19 protein-coding genes are annotated in these 17,878 nt (G+C 71.7%); 11 read left to right on the top strand and 8 right to left on the bottom strand.

Annotated elements, in window-relative coordinates:
- Positions 1-23 precede the first annotated feature (23 nt).
- Positions 24-1,568 carry a GMC oxidoreductase gene (locus tag ACNYS0_RS06405; protein WP_422471688.1) on the bottom strand — a complete coding sequence of 515 codons (1,545 nt, stop codon included), beginning with the start codon at positions 1,566-1,568 and terminating at the stop codon, positions 24-26.
- A gap of 236 nt (positions 1,569-1,804) precedes the next feature.
- Between ACNYS0_RS06405 and ACNYS0_RS06400 the strand changes: the two genes are divergently transcribed.
- Entirely contained in the window at positions 1,805-3,253 is a 1,449-nt protein-coding gene (locus tag ACNYS0_RS06400) for an MFS transporter (RefSeq protein WP_422471687.1), read from the top strand.
- A gap of 30 nt (positions 3,254-3,283) precedes the next feature.
- Here the strand turns inward: ACNYS0_RS06400 and ACNYS0_RS06395 are convergent, their stop codons facing one another.
- From ACNYS0_RS06395 to ACNYS0_RS06375, 5 genes are all read right to left on the bottom strand, one after another.
- A complete protein-coding gene (locus tag ACNYS0_RS06395) occupies positions 3,284-4,201 on the bottom strand; it encodes a YihY/virulence factor BrkB family protein (RefSeq protein ID WP_422471686.1) in 918 nt (305 codons plus the stop codon).
- Positions 4,191-4,778 (bottom strand): hypothetical protein, encoded by a 588-nt coding sequence (locus tag ACNYS0_RS06390; RefSeq protein WP_422471685.1) that lies wholly within the window; start codon positions 4,776-4,778, stop codon positions 4,191-4,193. The genes ACNYS0_RS06395 and ACNYS0_RS06390 overlap by 11 nt, the downstream gene beginning before the upstream one ends.
- Complete coding sequence (locus ACNYS0_RS06385; RefSeq protein ID WP_422471684.1) at positions 4,768-5,724, bottom strand: DUF6286 domain-containing Asp23/Gls24 family envelope stress response protein; 957 nt, start codon at positions 5,722-5,724, stop codon at positions 4,768-4,770. The genes ACNYS0_RS06390 and ACNYS0_RS06385 overlap by 11 nt, the downstream gene beginning before the upstream one ends.
- Positions 5,721-5,906: a hypothetical protein gene (locus ACNYS0_RS06380; protein ID WP_422414823.1), complete on the bottom strand. Its 186-nt coding sequence runs from the start codon at positions 5,904-5,906 to the stop codon at positions 5,721-5,723. Before ACNYS0_RS06380 ends, ACNYS0_RS06385 begins: the two co-directional genes overlap by 4 nt.
- 69 nt (positions 5,907-5,975) lie before the next feature.
- Positions 5,976-6,479, bottom strand: coding sequence for an Asp23/Gls24 family envelope stress response protein (locus tag ACNYS0_RS06375; protein WP_422471683.1), 504 nt, complete (start codon positions 6,477-6,479; stop codon positions 5,976-5,978).
- Between the two features lie 235 nt (positions 6,480-6,714).
- Here ACNYS0_RS06375 and ACNYS0_RS06370 point away from each other — a divergent pair, with 235 nt between their 5' ends.
- The 7 genes from ACNYS0_RS06370 (at position 6,715) to ACNYS0_RS06340 (ending at position 12,950) form a co-directional block, all read left to right on the top strand.
- The gene (locus tag ACNYS0_RS06370) at positions 6,715-7,299 is read left to right on the top strand and encodes an RNA polymerase sigma factor (RefSeq protein ID WP_422471682.1); all 585 of its coding nucleotides are present in this window, start codon (positions 6,715-6,717) and stop codon (positions 7,297-7,299) included.
- On the top strand, positions 7,296-7,931 hold the full coding sequence (locus ACNYS0_RS06365; protein WP_422471681.1) for an Asp23/Gls24 family envelope stress response protein: 636 nt from the start codon (positions 7,296-7,298) through the stop codon (positions 7,929-7,931). The genes ACNYS0_RS06370 and ACNYS0_RS06365 overlap by 4 nt, the downstream gene beginning before the upstream one ends.
- Entirely contained in the window at positions 7,928-8,275 is a 348-nt protein-coding gene (locus ACNYS0_RS06360; protein WP_422471680.1) for a hypothetical protein, read from the top strand. The genes ACNYS0_RS06365 and ACNYS0_RS06360 overlap by 4 nt, the downstream gene beginning before the upstream one ends.
- A gap of 185 nt (positions 8,276-8,460) precedes the next feature.
- Entirely contained in the window at positions 8,461-9,264 is an 804-nt protein-coding gene (locus ACNYS0_RS06355; RefSeq protein WP_422471679.1) for an SDR family NAD(P)-dependent oxidoreductase, read from the top strand.
- Between the two features lie 219 nt (positions 9,265-9,483).
- Positions 9,484-10,353 (top strand): PP2C family protein-serine/threonine phosphatase, encoded by an 870-nt coding sequence (locus ACNYS0_RS06350; protein ID WP_422471678.1) that lies wholly within the window; start codon positions 9,484-9,486, stop codon positions 10,351-10,353.
- Between the two features lie 125 nt (positions 10,354-10,478).
- Positions 10,479-12,452, top strand: a complete 1,974-nt coding sequence (locus ACNYS0_RS06345) for an ATP-binding protein (RefSeq protein ID WP_422471677.1) — start codon at positions 10,479-10,481, stop codon at positions 12,450-12,452.
- Positions 12,453-12,518: 66 nt separating this feature from the next.
- On the top strand, positions 12,519-12,950 hold the full coding sequence (locus tag ACNYS0_RS06340; protein WP_422471676.1) for an OsmC family protein: 432 nt from the start codon (positions 12,519-12,521) through the stop codon (positions 12,948-12,950).
- Between the two features lie 6 nt (positions 12,951-12,956).
- Here ACNYS0_RS06340 and ACNYS0_RS06335 read toward each other — a convergent pair whose 3' ends face one another.
- Both ACNYS0_RS06335 and ACNYS0_RS06330 read right to left on the bottom strand, forming a co-directional pair.
- Complete coding sequence (locus ACNYS0_RS06335; protein ID WP_422471675.1) at positions 12,957-13,373, bottom strand: FKBP-type peptidyl-prolyl cis-trans isomerase; 417 nt, start codon at positions 13,371-13,373, stop codon at positions 12,957-12,959.
- 38 nt (positions 13,374-13,411) lie between these two features.
- A complete protein-coding gene (locus ACNYS0_RS06330) occupies positions 13,412-14,566 on the bottom strand; it encodes a calcium:cation antiporter (RefSeq protein ID WP_422471674.1) in 1,155 nt (384 codons plus the stop codon).
- A gap of 213 nt (positions 14,567-14,779) precedes the next feature.
- On the opposite strand from ACNYS0_RS06330, the gene ACNYS0_RS06325 reads away from it, so the two are divergent.
- From ACNYS0_RS06325 to ACNYS0_RS06315, 3 genes are read left to right on the top strand one after another with little or no spacing between them, the layout of a single operon-like run.
- Entirely contained in the window at positions 14,780-15,952 is a 1,173-nt protein-coding gene (locus ACNYS0_RS06325) for an ROK family transcriptional regulator (protein ID WP_422471673.1), read from the top strand.
- A complete protein-coding gene (locus ACNYS0_RS06320; RefSeq protein WP_422471672.1) occupies positions 15,949-16,797 on the top strand; it encodes a sugar phosphate isomerase/epimerase family protein in 849 nt (282 codons plus the stop codon). Before ACNYS0_RS06325 ends, ACNYS0_RS06320 begins: the two co-directional genes overlap by 4 nt.
- 1 nt (position 16,798) lies before the next feature.
- The gene (locus ACNYS0_RS06315; protein WP_422471671.1) at positions 16,799-17,854 is read left to right on the top strand and encodes a Gfo/Idh/MocA family protein; all 1,056 of its coding nucleotides are present in this window, start codon (positions 16,799-16,801) and stop codon (positions 17,852-17,854) included.
- The last annotated feature ends 24 nt before the right edge of the window (positions 17,855-17,878 follow it).

The raw sequence follows: 17,878 nt of genomic DNA, 5'->3' as shown, positions 1-17,878 counted from the left end.
GAGTAGGAACAGGGGGATGAGGATCAGCTTTCGGCGGCGGCGATGCGGCGCGCGCCGCCGATGGCGAGGGCGACCGACGTCAGCGTCGGATTGCAGGCGGTGGCGGTGGGGATGACGCCGTTTCCGGCGACGAACAGGCCGCGCACGCCCCACACTTGGCTGGAGGGATCGCACACCGAGGTGCCGTCGTCGGTGTCACCCATCCGTACGGTGCCCTGGTAGTGCAGCGACGCACCGGCGGGGAAGAGCAGCGGCGGGGTGTCGTCGAGGGGCTCGCCGAGGGCCGCGGCCGCGCGCAGGATCTCGGTGCGGGCACCGTCGATGGCCGCCAAGTCCGCCTCGGTGAGCCGGTAGTGGAGCTCCATCGCGGGCATGCCGTAGCCGTCCACCTCGTCGTCCCGGAAGGCGACCCGGTCCTCGGCCCGTAGCTCCTTGGCGCAGAACCACCCGAGGCCCACCACGGAGCCGGGCGACGCCGGATCGTCCTCGGCCAGCGGCACCGGTGAGGCGTCGAGCTGCATGACCTGCCCGTGGTACGGATGGGCGTCGGTGTACGGCACCCAGGCCACGCCGCTGCTGGCCGACACACCGACCCCGTCGCCCGCGGCGGGCGCCAGGTCCGGCAGGTCCCGCATCCTTACGGCGTACACGAGTTGAGGCTGGTCGTTGAGGTGGCGCCCGAGGGCGGCGGGCCGCACCCCCGAGGCGTGGAGGAGCTGCGGGGTGCGCAGGCTGTCACCTGCCACCACGACGTACCGGGCCGCCACCTCGTGCTCCGTGCCGGTACGCCGGTCGCGCACCCGCACACCACGCGCGGACCGCCCGCCCTCGTCGAGCACGACCCGGGTCACCAACGCATCGGCGAACAGCTCGAAGCGCGGATTGGCCCGCGTGACATCGCCGAACACGGTGTCGGCGCCGCACCACAACAACCGGCCGTCCGCCGTGCGCCGCACGGCCATCGGCATCGCCTGCACCTGCCGGTCGCCGGAGCGGTCGTGGTCGAGGGCGACGGAGAGCCGCTTGCGGACCTCGTCGGCGAACGGCGCGTCGGCCAGCACCTCGGCGGACACGTCAAGGAGCCGCTCGGCCTCGGCCAGCCATGAACCCAACTCCGGGAGAAAACCGATGACTTCACCATCGCCCGGACGCGGGCAGGCGCCGGTCCAGTGCGCGCCCATGCCGCCGACGTTGCTGGACATGGCCGCGGCGGGCATCCCCGTATCGCCGTCTCCCTGCGGCCCGTTCGGGAGCAGGAACGTCCCCGGCCGCTGCAATCTCGCCCGGTCGGCGGCGTAGTCGTCCATGGTGTCGGTCGACGCGGCCTCGACGAGGGGGCGCGGCCCTTCGGAGTCGCGCTGCGCGCGGGCCCGATGCGCGGTGTCGGCGATGTTCTTCACGTGCGTGCCCGGCGGGTCGCTGATCATGGGCCCGGCCTCGAAGACGGCGAGCCTCAACCGGGGCGCGCGCTCGCTCAGCACCCGCGCGTACGCGGCGCCAGCCGGGCCGCTGCCGACGATCGCGACGTCGACCTCGGCGGGAAAACCGGCACTGGGGGAACGGGGCATGGGGCCTCCTCGGGCACCGCACGGAGCGCGGATGCCACGTGCTTCGGAACGAACGCACTCAACTTAAGTGCGCATGGAACATAAGACAAGGGTGGTCGCGTCCGGCCCTTGGAGCCTTATGAGAGGTCAATGGATTCGGTGCGAAGCGTTGACTTAGGTTCATCAGGAACTCAAGATGCGCTACACGCCATCCAGGCGACGACCCAGGCAACGACGCTGAGGTGAAGGACTCGATGATGAGCAGCACCAGGAAGCCCGAAACGCCCGGCAGGGACTCGGCACGGCCGGCCCCCGCCCAGGACGACGGCGTCGCCGACAGGCCGCTCGACGCGGCGGACGACCCGCGCGCGGTGCGCCGCGGCGAACGCGCCGCCTTCGCGCTCGGGGACGTGGCGTCCAACCTGACGTGGACGACCATCTCCAGCTACCTGCTCTTCTTCTACACCGACGTCGCCGGCATCGCCGCGGGAACGGTCGGCGCGCTGATGCTGATCGCCCGCCTCCTCGACGCCTTCTTCGACCCCGCCGTGGGCCTCCTGGTCGACCGCACGAGCACGCGGTGGGGCCGCGCCCGCCCCTATCTCCTCTTCGGCGCCCCGCTGCTCGGCGTGCTGACCCTCCTGACGTTCCTCACCCCGGGCGGCGGCGGAACGGCCGCGGTGATCTACGCGTACGTGACGTTCGTCCTGGTCGGCCTGGCGTACTCGCTGGTCAACGTCCCGTACGGCGCGCTCATGGCGATGACCACGCGGGACTCCGGGACGCGGATGCAGCTCGCGGGCATGCGCTCCTTCGGCGTCGGCATCGGCCTCATCGTGGTCTCCACGGCGACCCAGCCACTGATCACTCTCTTCGGCGGCTCGTCGACGTCACGCTCCGGTTTCGCCTGGACCATCGGGCTGTACGCGGTGGTGGGCATGGTCCTCTTCTGGGCGGTCCACGGCCTCGTCAACGAGCGCGTGCCCGCCGCCCCGCACTCCAGGGAGGGCGGCGCCGGGATCTGGGCCTCGATCAAGGCCCTGGCGCGGAACCGCCCCTGGCTGACCGTCTTCGCCTTCTCGGTCCTGTCCTTCGCCCGGCTCGGCATCATCACGGGCGGAGCGGTCTACTTCGCGCTCCACGTCCTGCACAAGCCGACGGCGGTCCCGGTCATCCTGCTGGCGTTCTCGCTCTCGGCGGTGCTCGGTTCCCTGCTCACCGCGCCCCTCCTGCGCCTGCTCGGTCAGCGCCGCGGCATCCTGCTCGGCCTCGTGGTGTGCATCGTGCTGAGCGTCCCGCTGTTCTTCCTGCGCGACGATCTCGTCACCTTCACCGCGGTCTTCTTCGTCGCGAACCTGGTCGGAGGCCTTGGCTTCGTGGCCGGACCCGCCCTGGTCGCCGACAGCGCGGAGTGGCACGAGTGGCGCAGCGGCCGCCGCGACGAGGGCCTGCTGTTCGCGGGCTACAGCATGAGCACCAAGATAGGTGCGGCGCTGGGTTCGGCCTGCCTGGCGTGGGGCCTGGCGGCCATCGACTACAGCCCCGGCTCGGTCACTTCGTCGGTGAGCGACGGCATCGCCTGGCTGTTCATCGGCCTCCCCATCGCGGTGGCGGCACTCCAGGCGGCGGTGATCGCGACGTACTCCCTGGAGCCGAAGCTGCCGGGCATCAAGGCGGAGAACGTGCGGGTGAGGGAGGGGCGTTAGTGCTCCAGCCGTGGATCGATCCGGGCCCGCTCAGCCCGACGCCCGCTCCTCCAGCTCGCTGAGCTCCGCGGTGAACTGCGCACCGGCGAGCAGCGCCAGGTTGGACAACCACAGCCAGACGAGGAAGACCACGGCGCCCGCCAGCGAGCCGTAGAGCCTGCTGTAGGTGCTCAACTCCGAGGTGTAGAGCGCGAATCCGGCGGAGGCGCACAGCCACAGGAAGGCGGCCAGGGTGCCGCCGGGGATGCTGTGGGCGCGGACGCGGGCCTGCGCGGGGCCGGTGCGGAAGACGATGACGACGAGCAGGGCGACCACGCACAGGAGCATGGGCCAGCGCAGCAGGCTCCAGGCCCACGCGGCGGCGGTGTCGAGACCGAGGTAGCGGCCCAGCGTCTCGGCGACCGGGCCGGTCATCAGGAGCACGAGGGCGCTGAGGACGAGGATGCCGAGCAGGGCGAGCGCCGTGCCCAGGATGCGGTGGGCCTTGTGCCAGGTCGACCGCCGGTCCGCGACCCGGTGCATGCGGTGGACCGCGCGACGGAACACCGCGAGGTAACTGGAGGCCGACCACAGCGCGCTGACCGCGCCGGCGGCCAGCAGGGTCCAGGCGGCCGTGCCGTGGTGCAGGGCTCGGGACAGCACGTCGTGGAGCTGGGTGCCGGACTGGCCGGGAGCGTACGCGCTGACATGGGCGATGAACTCCTCGGCCGTCTCCGGGCTGATGAGGCTGAACGCCAGCGAGATGACCAGCAGGGAGGGCAGTACGGTCAGGATCGCGTAGTACGTGAGCGCGGCCGCCGAGTCCGACATGTCGTCGCGCCACATCGACACCGGGGTGCGGCGCAGCGCGGCCCGCCAGGCGGACACGCGACTGTCACCTGGTGAGGGGAGGGGGTGCGGGTCCCGCTCGTGCGGTGTTCCGTCGAGGGCGTGCGGGTCAGCGGACATGCGGCCTGCGGTGCGAGCGTGCGGAGAAACGGATGTGCATGCGGAAACGGTACGGGGCGAGAGCGTCCCCCGTGTCGTTCGCGATCCTGGTGAGCGGGGGGAGGACCGTGGAGGGTGTGATGTCTTGGTGGAGACGCACGCGCACCACGGCGTCGAGTCGGCCCGCCCGTGTCGCGGCCCGTACCCGGGGCCGACAGTGAGCGACACCGTCGACGTTCTCCACGAGAGCGGCCAGCGTGTCCTCCAGGGCGCGGGTGCGCAGCTGGCTCCGTGAGGTGGGCAGGGCCAGCAACCGCCGCCTCCCGGTGCGCAGTTGCCGCGCACCCCACCAGGCGAGCAGGACGGCGGCGACGGCCGAGGCCGCCATGACGGTGGGCGTCCACCACTCCTGGCCGCGCAGCGAGGCCAGGCGCTCAGGGGCGACGAGCGGGGTGTGGGGGCCGAGGGCGGACCACCGCGCCGGGACGGCGGATCGCCATGACGTGCGCCCCAGGCAGAGCCAACCGGCTGCCGCCACGGCGACCAGGCCGCCCAGGGCCAGCGCGATCCGGTTCAGGAGCGTACGGCTACGGGGCATCGGTGACACGGCCCTTCTGCTGGCGGGGTTCTTGTACCGGTCGGGGGCCCTCGGCGCGTACCTTGACGCGCAGTCGCGGCGGGCGGCGCAGGCGGCAACCGTCGAGGACCTGGTGTGCCGCGGCCCGGATGTCGCGTCGTGCGGTCTCCTTGTCCCCGAAGGCCAGTCGGGCCCGGACGACGACGCGCCTGCGACGTACCCGGACACGTACGGTGTCGACCCCCGGGACGTCCCCCGCCGCATCACGCACCACGAGCGCCACCGCCGTACGGTCCATGGCCGCCCGCAGCGGTGCGGCGGGGGAGGCCACGGTGAGCAGACCGCGGCGCCCGGGGGTGACCGCCAGCGCGATCATGAGGATGCCGAGGACGGCGAGCGCGCCGGCGGCGATGCCGACGAACGGGGCCTCGGGCCCGTGCCGCTCCAGCCAGCGGACCGTGTCGGCGCGCCAGGAGGCGGCCTGGCGGTGTGCCAGATGCACCCTGACCAGGTCGGCCACCAGTGCGCCGCAGGCGGTGGCGGCGGCCAGGGCGAGCAGCGCCGTCGGCAGCCTGCGGGGCGACCACCAGCGCGACGGCGTGCGTGGGCCGGAGTCCCGAGCCGTGGCACCGGTGTCGGCGCCCGGCGTGGACACCGGCGCGGTTCCTGCGGCCGCCGCGGGCAGGAGCCCGGTGACGTGGACCCGCGCCGTTCCGATGTGAAGGCCCGTCAACTCGCTGGTGCGGCGGGTGACATGGTCCTGGATCGTACGTGCCGCTTCGGGCAGCGGTGCCGGGAACGGCACCGCCACCTTCACCCCGACGTCCGCCCGGCGTCCGCGCACGCTCGCGGAACCCGTCCCGCCGCGGCCTGCGGCCGGCGCGGCCTCACCGGCCGCACGCCCGGCGATCTTGCCTACGGCCCGGTCCGAGACGACCGTCGTGCCCCGCTCGGCGGCCTCGGTCATCGCCGGCCCCGTTGCAGGATGTCGCGCAGCTCCTCGACGCGCCCGCCAGCATCGAACCAGTGCCCCACGGCACCGCCCAGAGCACCGAGGGCGGCCACGAGCAAGAACGCCCCGAAGCCCCCGAAGTACCCCGCAAGGGCCAACGCCATCCCGGCGAGCATCCCGGTCATCGCTCTGCTCATTGCCATCGCTGTCACCTCACCCCTTCTCGGCCGGTGCCACGGGCCCGGCCACTACGTACGAGCAGCCGGTCACTCCACGCGGTTCTCCGCGGCGGGCGCCTCGTCGTCCTCGGGCAGGTGCACGTCGTTGATCGTGACGTTCACCTCCACCACCTCCAGGCCGGTGATGCGCTCCACGGCGGAGATCACGTTCTCGCGCACGTCGCGGGCCAGGTCCGCGATCGGGACCCCGTACTCGACGACCAGGTCGATGTCGATGGCCGTCTGCCGCTCGCCGACCTCGACCTTCACACCCCGTCCGACGTTGGGCCGCCCACCCGGCACCCGGTCGCGCACGGCGCCGATGGTGCGGGAGAGGCCGCCGCCCATGTCGTGGACGCCGGGAATCTCCCGCGCCGCGATACCTGCGATCTTCACCACGACGACATCGGCGATGGACGTCCTGCCGCGGTCGGGGGCGGGCTGGTCGGCTCCCGTCGCGCCGCCGAACACGGCCGTCGTCTGCTCGGCCCGGCCGGACCGCTCCAGCGGCACGTTCTTGGCGGCCGGTGCGCTCTGTGTGTTCGTGCTCATGGCGTGTCCTTCTTCCTGCGGTCGGTGGCATGTCCTTACGTGGATAGACCCGCCCCGGACGCATCTGTGACGCGCCAGAAGGAAGAACTTTTTCGGTGGGCCCCGGCCGGGGCTCCGCCCGTCGCACCGGTTCCACCGGTTTCATCGGCTACGTCGCAGTGGATCTCGAAGTGCCGCGTCACAGATGCCGCGCAACTGTGTCCAACAGTCAGGAAGACACGAGAGGAGCCACTCAGTGGCGGGTGCCCGCAGAGATACCGCGCCGCCGGAGGGCGGCAGCGCGACCGATGACACGCTGCTGGCGGTCCGGGCCGCGGAAGGGGACGAGGACGCCTTCGCCGTCCTCGTCCAGCGGCACGCCCCGGCGCTGCTGCGCCTTGCCACCCGGCTGCTCGGCACGCGCACCGAGGCGGAGGACGCCGTGCAGGACGCCTTCGTCAGTGCGTGGCGGCGGCTCCCCGAGTTCCACGGCTCGGCGTCGTTCGGCACGTGGACGTACCGCATCGTCACCAACCGGTGCCTGAACATCCTGCGCTCCCGCAGGCCCGTCGTGCCGCTGGAGACGGCGGCGGAGGTACCCGCGCCCGAGCACACGGTCTCCCCGGCCCGGATCACCGAGGCCCGCGACGCGCTGCGCGAACTGGGCGCGGCCCTCGACCAACTGTCCGCCGAACAGCGCGCGTGCTGGGTGCTGCGCGAACTGGACGGCCGGCCCTACGACTTCATCGCGGACGCGGTCGGGATCAGCCAGGAGGCTGTCCGTGCCCGTGTCTTCCGTGCACGACGCTGCCTGACTCAAGCACTGGGGGCCTGGCGATGACCGCTCACACCGACCCGCCCAACACCCACTCCGAGGACGCCGACGACGAGCGGCTGCCCTGCGGACGCCTGCTGTCGCAGGTGTGGTCGGCGTGGGAGGAGGGCGCGGACGACCCGCACCTGCACGCCTGCCCGCACTGCCGGGCCGCCGTCCAGGATCTCGACCAGCTGGAGTCCGCGGTACGGGACCTGCGCCGGGAGCCCGTGGACGGCACCGGCCACGACGCCGCGGCCGCCCTGACCCGCCGCGTCATGGACGTCGTACGACTCGAACTGCGCCCCGGCCGCCCGCTGCCCCTGGGGGAACCCGACGAGGACCTGTGGGTCATGGAGGCGGTCGCCGCCCGGAGCCTGCGTGCGGCCGCGGAGTCCGTGTCCGGCGTGCGGGCCGGTTCCTGCCGCCTCCGGCCGCTGCCAGGACCGGAGGCACCGGACCGGGTCGAGGTCGCACTGGAGATCCACGCACCGTCCGACGCCTTCCTCCCCGACCTCGCGGAGGATGTCCGTACGGGGGTGTGGCACGCGGCGGAGCGCGAGCTCGGCATGCCCGTCGCGGCCGTGCACATCCGCGTCACCGACCTCATCGACGGCACCGACAGCCCCACCGACGGCCAGGAAGGCCAAGACCGATGACCACGACCGGCGCCCCCGACCACCTCACCGACGACATCGCCCGCGCCGTGGCCGATGTGCCCGGTGTGGCCTTCCTCAAGCCCGATCTCGCCGGGCGCCTGCGCTCCGCGCTCGCCCGCCCGGCACCGCCCGCGACCGGCGGGCCGTCCGGTGTGCGGCTCACCCCTCCGCAGGGCGCCGACGGCACCTGGCACGTCGAGATCCAGCTCGTCGCGCTCGCCCGCTCCCGCACGGTGGACGTGGCCCGCGCCGCCCGCCGGACGGCCGAGCAACACCTGGCGACGGCCGTCCCGGACCGGCACGGGCCGGCTCGTGTGACCGTCACCGTCACGGGACTGGTCTGAGCGGCAGGGGCAAGCGGCACGGAGGCTTAGCACAGCTCGCGGGGCCAGAACCCGGAGGAACGTCAACTCCACTCCAAGTAGGGGCAGTTGGCGCGGAAAGGGGTGACGCCGGCGGTGGGAGCCTCTACTGTCTGGCCCTTCGCCGAGGGACTCCGTCCAGTGGAGCCCGGCAGGGGGAGATGGCCATGAACATGTACGACCTGACGGGACGCAGGGCGCTGGTGAGCGGAGGCGCCCAGGGGCTCGGCGCCGGGATGGCGGAGGCCCTCGTTCGCGCGGGAGCCTCGGTCGCCATCGGCGACATTCGGGCGGAGGCCGGCCAGGAGACCGCCCAGGCGCTGCGGAAGGCGGGCGGTACGGCGCTGTTCGTGCCGCTGGACGTGACCGACGACGAGGGCTGGGCGTCCGCCGTCGCAAGCGCCGTGGACGAACTCGGCGGCCTGGACATCGTCGTCAACAACGCCGGTGTCGAGATCTCCGGCCTGGTCGTCGACCTCGACCCGGCCGCCACCCGCCGGATGCTCGACGTCAACGTGCTCGGCGTCGCGCTCGGCATCAAGCACGCCTTCCGCGCGATGCGACCCGGCGGCGCGGCCGGTCGGGGCGGGGCCATCGTCAACGTCTCGTCGGTGGCCGCCACGATCCCGTTCCCCGGCATCGCCGGCTACGCGGCGACCAAGTCCGCGGTCGACCGGCTGACCCGGGTGGCCGCGCTGGAATCCGGAAAGCTCGGATACGGCGTGCGGGTCAACTGCCTGTATCCGGGTCTCGTCCCCACGGAGATGGGGATGGGCCTCGCCCGGGACATGGAGGCCCTCGGACTGTGGCCGAGCGCCGAGGCCGCCGTCGGGGACGTCATCGGCCGCACCCCGCTCGGACGGCTCGGCGAGGTCGGTGACATGGCCGACGCGGTCGTCTTCCTCGCATCCGACGCCGCCCGCTTCGTCACAGGGGCGGGGCTGCCGGTCGACGGAGGCATGGGCATGTGAAGGAATTCCGTCCAGAAATTTCCTGGTTGGCAGAATCGGAGGGTTCGCCAAAATCGCCTGTGCGGCGTGAAGCTGTGTCCTAGGCTCCGAAATCCCCGCCCGGTCCACTGATGCAGAACTGGCGCGAAGATGATGATCCTCTCGGAAGGTGTGCGACTCTTCTCGACGCGCGCGGTCGCAGTGGTTCTGTGCGGCGCATTCCTGGCCATGGTGATCGGCGTGTCCGTATTGAAATGCCTGTACTTGGCGAAGGCGCTCGACTCGCTGCGTGCGGTGACGCGGACGCTTCAGGAGGGGATCCTTCGGCCGCTGCCGGGCCGGGTGGGCGGGCTTCGCACCGAAGTGCGCTACCTCGCGGCGGAGCCCGGGGCCCAGGTCGGCGGGGACATCTACGACGTCATCAGCACGCCCTACGGCGTACGGGTGTTGATCGGCGACGTCATGGGCAGCGGCATGCCCGCGGTCGCGACCGCCGTCGACGCCCTGGGCGCATTCCGTGAACTCGTGCGCTGTGAAGCCCGGTTGACCATCGTGGCCCAGCGCATGGACGCGTCGCTGGCCGGCCGCCCGAACAGCGAGGACTTCGTCACCGCGCTGCTGCTCGGCCTGCACCCCGACGACGGCCGGGCCGAGCTGATCTGCTGTGGTCACCCGCCTCCCCTCCTGATCCGCGACGGCCGTGCGACCTTCGTGGACGCCCTGCCGCCTTCGCCGCCCCTGGGCCTCTTCGGGTTGCAGGACGAGTGGTGCCGGGCGAGTCCGGTACGCCTGACCACAGGGGACCGGCTGTTGCTCTACACCGACGGCATCACCGAGGCGCGGGACGGCAGGGGAGCCTTCTATCCGCTCGCGGAACGCACGGTCACCCTGTACGACGAGGACCCCGGAGTGTTCCTCGACCGCATCGCCGCCGACGTGGCGCGCCACACGCAAGGCAGGACCAAGGACGATGCGGCGCTATTACTGGTCGACTACGGAGACATACGAGCCCGCGACGGACAACTCCGGTCACCGGCCCCCGATTTCATCCGGGATATCGCGATCACCCCCATGAGAAATACCCGATTCCAAGCGGCGAAGCCGAAGTGACCGTGCCGAAACCTCTCCGAGACGAGTCGACCGTGGCCCACCACCTTCCCCCAGAGAACACCCCATTCGTCGGGCGTCACCACGAAGTACCCGCACTGTGCCGACTGACCGAGAGCTCCCGCCTGGTGACCGTGACCGGACTCGGGGGAATCGGCAAGACCCGCGTCGCCCTGCGCGCCGCGTCGGACCTCGCAAGCGGGTTCGGCGACGGCGTCCGGCTCGTCGAGCTGTACGGGCTCCAGGACGCCGAGTTGCTCGTGCACGCGATCGCCACGGCCGTCTCCGCCACCGACCACACGACCCGCCCCCAGCACGAGGTCCTGACCGACCATCTCGCCGACAAGCATCTGCTGCTGATCCTCGACACCTGCGAACATCTCGTCGACGCCTGCGCCCGGCTGGCCGCGGACCTGCTGCGCGCGGCCCCCAAACTGCACATCCTCGCCACCAGCCGGCAGCCCCTCGGCGTCCCCGGCGAGAAGATCTTCACCGTCGAGCCCATGCCGGTGACCGGCGACGCGGTGCGGCTCTTCGCCCAGCGTGCCCACGCGGCCTGCCCGCACTTCGAGCTCAACGCCCGCACCCGGCCGGCCGCGGAACGGATCTGCGCGCGGCTCGACGGCATCCCGCTCGCGATCGAGCTCGCCGCCGGGCGGCTGTGCGGCGAACAGCCGGAGGAACTCCTCGCCCTCCTCGCGCTGCTCGACGACCGCTTCCAGCTCGCCGCGGACGAGGGCAAGCACGTCAGCCGGCACAGCACCCTGCTGACCACCATCGGCTGGAGCCACGAACTCTGCCCGCCCGCCGAGCGGTTGCTGTGGGCCCGCCTCTCCGTCTTCGCCGGCAGCTTCTCCCGGGAGGCGGCCGAGGAGGTGTGCGCCGACGCCGCCCTGGAGCGGGCCGACATCGGCCGGCTGCTCACCGCACTCGCCGACAAGTCCCTGCTCGTACGGGAAGAGGGCCCCGACGACACGCAGTTCAGGCAGCTCGACACCGTCCGCGCCTACGGCGGCGAGTGGCTGCGCCGCCTCGGCGACGAGCAGCCCGCGCGGGCCCGCCACCTCGCCTGGTGCCAGCACTTCGCGGCGCGCGGCGAAGCGGACTGGTTCGGGCCCGGTCAGGCCGCCGTCTTCCGCGCCACCCGCAGCGCACACGCCCAGTTCCTCGCGGCGCTCGACTTCGCCCTGTCGACGCCGGGGCAGGAGCGGGCAGGCGCCCGGCTCGCCGGGACGCTCTGGTTCTACTGGGTCGGCTGCGGACTCCTGGGCGACGGCCGCTACTGGCTCGACCGCGCACTCGCCGCCTCCACCGAACTCGGCCGGGACCGGCTCAAGGCGCTCTGGGTCGACGGCTACGTCGCCATCCTCCAGGGCGACGCGAAGGCCGCGGCCGCGCTGCTCACCGAGTGCCGGGCCGGTGCCCTGCGCAGCGACGACGACACGGCGTACGCGTACTCGACGCACCGCCTGGGCTGCGCCGCCCTCATGCGGGACGAACACGCCACGGCGGAGCGGTACTTCAGGACCGCCCTGACCAGCTACGCCGACCTCGACGAGCTCGACAGCAACGTCATGATGGCCCGCATCGAACTGGCCATGGCGCTCGCCTTCCAGGGCGACCTGGCGTCGGCCGTCGCACTGTGCGAGGAGGCCCGCGCCTCCTGCGAGGCCCACGGCGAACGCTGGGCCAAGGCGTATGCCCTCTACGTCCTCTCCTTCGCCGCCTGGGCCGACGGCCGGAGCGAGGAGGCGGCGAAGCTGGCCCGGGAGTGCCTGGCCATCAACTACGAGTTCCGTGACCTCGTCGGCGTCGTCCTGCCCGTCGAGGTGATCGCTCTGCTGTGGGCCTCCCGCGGCGCCTGCAAACAGGCAGCCGTCCTCCAAGGCGCCGCGCGGCGGGTCTGGGACCGGGTGGGCCTGCCTCTGTTCGGCTCCGCCCACTTCAACGCCCCCCACGACGCGGCTGTCGCACTGGCGCGCGAGAGCCTGGGCGAGGCGGGATACCAGGAGGCGTTCGAGCGGGGCGGCGGCCTCGGCCTGGACGAGGCGGTCACGCTGGCCCTGGAACCGGTCTCCCAGCCTTTGCGGGCGCGGCGGTGAGCGTGCCTCCGGCCCGCAGCGGGCGGCGGGCAGCGGTCTGCGCCGCCGGACACTACTGTCGGAGCCATGACTGACAACGCGCTGCGCTCCGTGTCCATCGAACGTGCCGGTCCGGGGCGGTTCACCGCGACCAACGTCCGTGGGGGCACGGTGACCTTCGGTACCGGCTCGGACGCCGACTTCACGCCGGTCGAGCTCTTGCTCGCCGCGCTCGGAGGCTGCACCGCGGTCGACGTGGAGGCCGCCACGACCCGGCACGCCGAGCCGACCGCTTTCACCGTCACGGCGTCCGGTGACAAGGTCGAGGACGAGGGCGGCAACCGGATGACGGACCTCGCGGTCACCTTCCATGTCACGTTCCCCGACGGGCCGGAGGGGGACCGGTCCCGGGCGATCCTGCCGCGGGCGGTGAAGAGTTCGCACGACCGTCTGTGCACGGTCAGCCGCACCGTGGAGGCGGGCACACCGGTCACCGCGACCGTGTCGCCGGACGCCTAGCGATCCTCAGTTCTTGGCGCTGCTCCACCCGTCCGCCCTGGAATACGAGTCCAGGAGGTCCACCACGAAGACGAGGGTCGAGCCCGCCGGGATCGACGGGGACGGGGACTGATTGCCGTAGCCGAGGCGCGGGGGAACGATGATCTCGCGCCGGCCGCCGACCTTCATCCCCCGCACTCCCCGGTCCCAGCCCTTGATGGCCTTGCCGCCGCCCAGGGCGAACTTGAACGGCTCGCCCCGGTCCCAGGAGGCGTCGAACTCCTTCCCGGACGCGAAGGTCACTCCGACGTAGTGGACCCTGACCACCATGCCGGGTTTCACCTCGGGTCCGTCCCCGACGATCAGGTCCCGGACGGTCAGCTCGGTGGGAGCGTCGCCCTCCGGGACCTCGACCTCGGGCTTCGTTTTCGTCGGTTCGTTCATTGCCGCCTCAGTACTTTCCGTGGGTCCGTCGGCCGTGCTCAGGAGAAGACGACGAGCGCGTACAGGAGGAACGCCATCAGGTGGGCGCCGCCGTGCACCGCGGTGACCTTCTTGCCGAAGAAGGATGTCACCGTCAGGAGCAGGGTGACGCCGAGCAGGACGAGGTTCGCGGGCGTTTCGGCGAGGTGGACGGTCTGGCCGGTGAGCAGGCCGATGGTGAGGACGGCCGGGATGGTCAGGCCGACGGTGGAGACCAGGGCGCCGTGGCACAGGTTGCTCACCCGCTGGATCTCTCCGGTGTACGCGGCGCGGATCGTGGTGATGGTCTCCGGCAGGAAGACGATCATCGCGATGAGGATGCCCGACAGTTCCACTGGGGCGCCGATGCGGCCGAGTCCTTCGTCGAGGAGGGTGGCCATGTCGTGGGAGAGCAGCACGACCGGGACGACGGTGAGCACCAGCACCACGGCGCGTGACAGCACCTCGGTGCGGTGGGCCGACAGGACGTCCTTGATGCCGGGGTGGCCCGGATCCTCTTCGGCTGCGGCAGATGCCGTGGCCGGTTCGGTGGTGACCTCCTGGAAGTCGCCGCTCTGGGCGCCCATCTGCCGCCAGAGGAAGAAGACGTACAGCGCCAGGGTGGAAACGAGGATCGGCACCTCCTGGCCGGCCGTGTACGCGCCGTCGGTACCGATCAGGCCGGGCAGGGCGAACGCCGTCGCGAGCAGCACCACCAGCAGGGACACGTACGAGGACACACCGGCGCGGTTGGGGCGCAGGCTGCCGTGGCGGATGCCCGCGACGAGCAGCGCGATCCCGACGACGAGGTTGAGGATGATCATGGACACGGCCATCACCGAGTCACGGGCGATGGTCGCGTGTTCCCCCGGCCCGAGCATCACGGACGAGATCAGGATGACCTCGATCACCACGATCGACAGGGTCAGGACCAGGGTCCCGTAGGGATCTCCCAGCCGGTGGGACAGGCGCTCGGCCTGGGTGACGACCCCGAAGGCGCACGCCACGATGACGAGGACGATGACTGCCAGTAGCCCGAACAGCACGGGGGTCGAGAGCGGGCCCTCCAGTGCGGGGCCCGCGACGAGCAGAGCGCCGAAGGCGATCCAGCCGAGCAGCAGCTGCGTCAGTGCCCGGGGGGTGAGGACGTTTCGGATGCCAGAGACGACCGACACGGGTCAGATCTCCCAATCTGCGGGCCGTCCCGGCGCTTGTCTCCCACGCACGGGCCGTCCCGGGCGCACCTACTGCTCCCCAGGGTACCGGAGCACGGCGCGATTGCCGTCCTGAGCCGGCCTCGGCCTCCACCCGGATGACCCCCTTGTTCGCGCCCGCCCATTCCGATACCGTATTTATTAAAGCCGGTTTCCATATGGGGGATGGGGGCAATGGACACTGCACGGGAGGCCGTTCAGGCGGAGCGGGCGGCGAATCAGGTCGCGTGTCTGGGGGTGCTGGCCGAGGCCGACGAGGCGTGCACGATCGGCGTGATCAGTGAGGCCACGGGCCTGTCGCGGCCGACGGTGCGTGCCGTGCTCGACGACCTCGTCGGGCTCGGCATGGTCGAGGGGGTCAGCGCCGCGTCGGCAGGGCCCGGGCGGCCCGCGCGTGCCTTCCGGTTCGCGCGGGAGGGCGGCCTGGTCGCCGGGGTCGACCTGGGGCCCCGAGGGGCACGCGCGGTCATCTGTGACCTATCCGGCCGCCGGGCGGGGTACGCGGAGGCGGCGCCCGACGAGCGCGCCGGCCGGCACGCCGATCTCGCGTTGATCTCGCGTGCGCTCGATGCCGCGGCCGGTCCCTCGCTCGACCTCGCACGGCTGCGCGCGGTCGGCGTCGCCCTGCCCGGTGTCGTCGAGGCGGACGGGCGGCTGCGGGCCAGTCTCGCCATGCCGGACCTGGTCGGCCTTCCGGTCGCGGAGCTGCTGGCGAAGGACCTCGGCCACAAGCCCGTGGTCGTGGACAACGACATCAAGCTGGCCGGACTCGCGGAGCAGCGCGCGGGCGCGGGCCGCGGGTACTCCGATGTCGTCTACCTCCAGATCGGTCACCGGCTGTCCGTGTCGATCGTGCTGGACGGTTCGATCCGGCAGGGCAGTCACCGCCTCGCGGGCGAACTCGGTGCGCAGCGCGGCATGCGCTGGACGCGCAACGCGCGGCGCGGGCAGTTGGTCTGGTCGTCGCGCCGGACGAGCGCGCAGGTGCTGAGCGCCGCCGCCGCGGGCGACGCCGACGCACAGGCCGAGGTCGAGGACTTCTGCGCGCAGATCGCCGAGCGGGTCGCGACCGTGCTGCTGGTGGTCGACCCCGAGGTGGTGGTCGTGCGGGGCGGTGCGGCGAAGGACGCCGGAGCGCTGCTGCGGCCGCTCGAGGCGGCGATCGAGAGGGAGTTGGTCTCGCCCGAGCGTCCGTCGTTCGTCGCGTCGGGTCTCGGGCGTGAGGCGGTGGTGCTCGGCGCCGTCGGCAACGCGTTCGACCGGTGCGGTTCGGAGATCTACGGGGTCCACGGCTATCCCAGCCCGTGGGCCCGCATCACACACGACGTGGAGGGGATCACCAAGTGAAGCTCGGAGTCAGTTCGTACTGCTTCCGCCAGCTCATCGGCAGCGGCGAGATGGACCTGATCGGAGTGCTGGACTGGGTCGCGGCCTCGAAGGCCGGGCACATCGAGATCGCCGCGACGGACGGGGCGTACTACCTGGAGAACGAACGCGTCGTGCGTGACACGGCCAAGCACGCCGAGGACGTCGGCGTACCGATCGTCAACTACCTGGTGAGCGGCGATCTGCGGGAGGCGGACGGCAAGGAGGTCGACCGGCTGCGGCGGCAGTTGGACGTGGCGCGGGCCTTCGGTGCCGGGATCTTCCGGCACGACGTCGCGCCGTGGGCCTGGCGTGAGCGGGACCCGGGGGAGTTCGAGTCGACCTTCGAGAAGGTCGTCGAGGGCTGCCGTGCGGTCGCCGACCACGCGGCGGAGCTCGGCATGGTGTCGACCATCGAGAACCACGGGTTCTTCATGAACGGCGGCGAGCGTCTCGCCCGCCTCGTGCACGCCGTGGACCGTCCGAACTTCCGCGTCACGCTCGACCTCGGCAACGGCCTGTGCGTCGGCGAGGTGCCGGGGAAGACCGCCGCCGACCTGATCGACGTGGCGGCGTCCATCGGCGTGAAGGACTTCCACATCCGCCGCTCCGCGGGGGAGGGCTGGCTGAAGACGCTCGCCGGTGACTACCTCCTCGGCACCGTCTCGGGCCACGGCGACGTCGATCTGCCCGGCCTGCTCGCCCTGGCCGCCACGAAGCCCGACGTGCCGGTGAGCCTGGAGTTCGAGGGCATGGAAGCGCCGCTGCCCGCCATCGAGCAATCCCTTGCGAACATACTTCGACTGACGACGGAAGGCGTGGCCTGAGATGACGACGCGTATCGCTGTGATCGGTCTCGGGGCCATCGCCACCGAGCACCTGAGTGCCTATCAGAAGAACGACCGGGCCGAGCTGGTGGCCGTGTGCGACATCGAGCCGGAGCGGGCCAAGGCGCGGGCCGAGCAGTTCGACGTGCCGCGGGCCACGACCGACGTCGCGGAGCTTCTCTCCGACCCGGACGTGGACGCCGTGAGCGTCTGCGTGCCGAACACCTTGCATGCCCCCATCGCCGAAGCGGCGCTGCGGGCCGGGAAGAACGTACTGGTCGAGAAGCCGATGACGGTCACCGTCGCCGAGGCCGAGTCCCTGGTCCGGGCCGTCGAGGAGACCGGGAAGGCGCTCCAGATCGGCTACGTACGGCGGTTCGCGCCGAACGCGCTCGTCACCAAGCGGTTCCTGGACGCGGGGGAGTTCGGTGACATCTATGCCGCGCGTGCCACGCTGCTGCGGGCCGCCGGGAACCCGGGCGGCTGGTTCGGCGATGTGGAGCTGTCGGGCGGCGGTCCGCTGATCGACCTGGGCGTTCACATCATCGACCTGTGCTGGTACCTGATGGGCAGGCCGAAGGCGGTGTCCGCGTCCGGTGTCACGTTCGCGCCGCTGGGTGCGCGCGACAACATCCAGAACCTCAAGCGGTACCGGGCCGCCTCCGCGGACCGGCCCAACACCGTCGAGGACTACGTCACCGCGCAGATCCGCTTCGAGGACGGCCAGGTGCTCGACGTGGACACCTCGTACTCGCTGCACGCACGCAACGAGATCAGTGTGCGCATCCACGGTGACAAGGGCGGCGCCGAGATCGAGCCCGAACTGCTGATGCTCACCGAGCGGCACGACACCCTGCTCCAGGTGCGGCCTCAGATCGACTCGCCGGGCTTTGACTTCAAGGCCGGGTTCGCGAACCAGATCGACCACTTCCTGCGGATCTGCCGTGGCGAGATACCGGCCGATGCCACCGCGGAACAGGGCCTGGAGATGGCCCGCATGCTCAGCGCCGTCTACGCGTCGGCGAAGAGCGGCGCCGAGGTGAAGATCGAGCGCTGACCCGGCCGATTCAGTTGCCCGGGA

It is taken from the genome of Streptomyces anthophorae, from assembly GCF_049310305.1.
Lineage (GTDB): Bacteria > Actinomycetota > Actinomycetes > Streptomycetales > Streptomycetaceae > Streptomyces.
The sequence above is the reverse complement of the archived record's forward strand: the minus strand, read 5'-3'. Positions and strand labels throughout refer to the sequence as shown.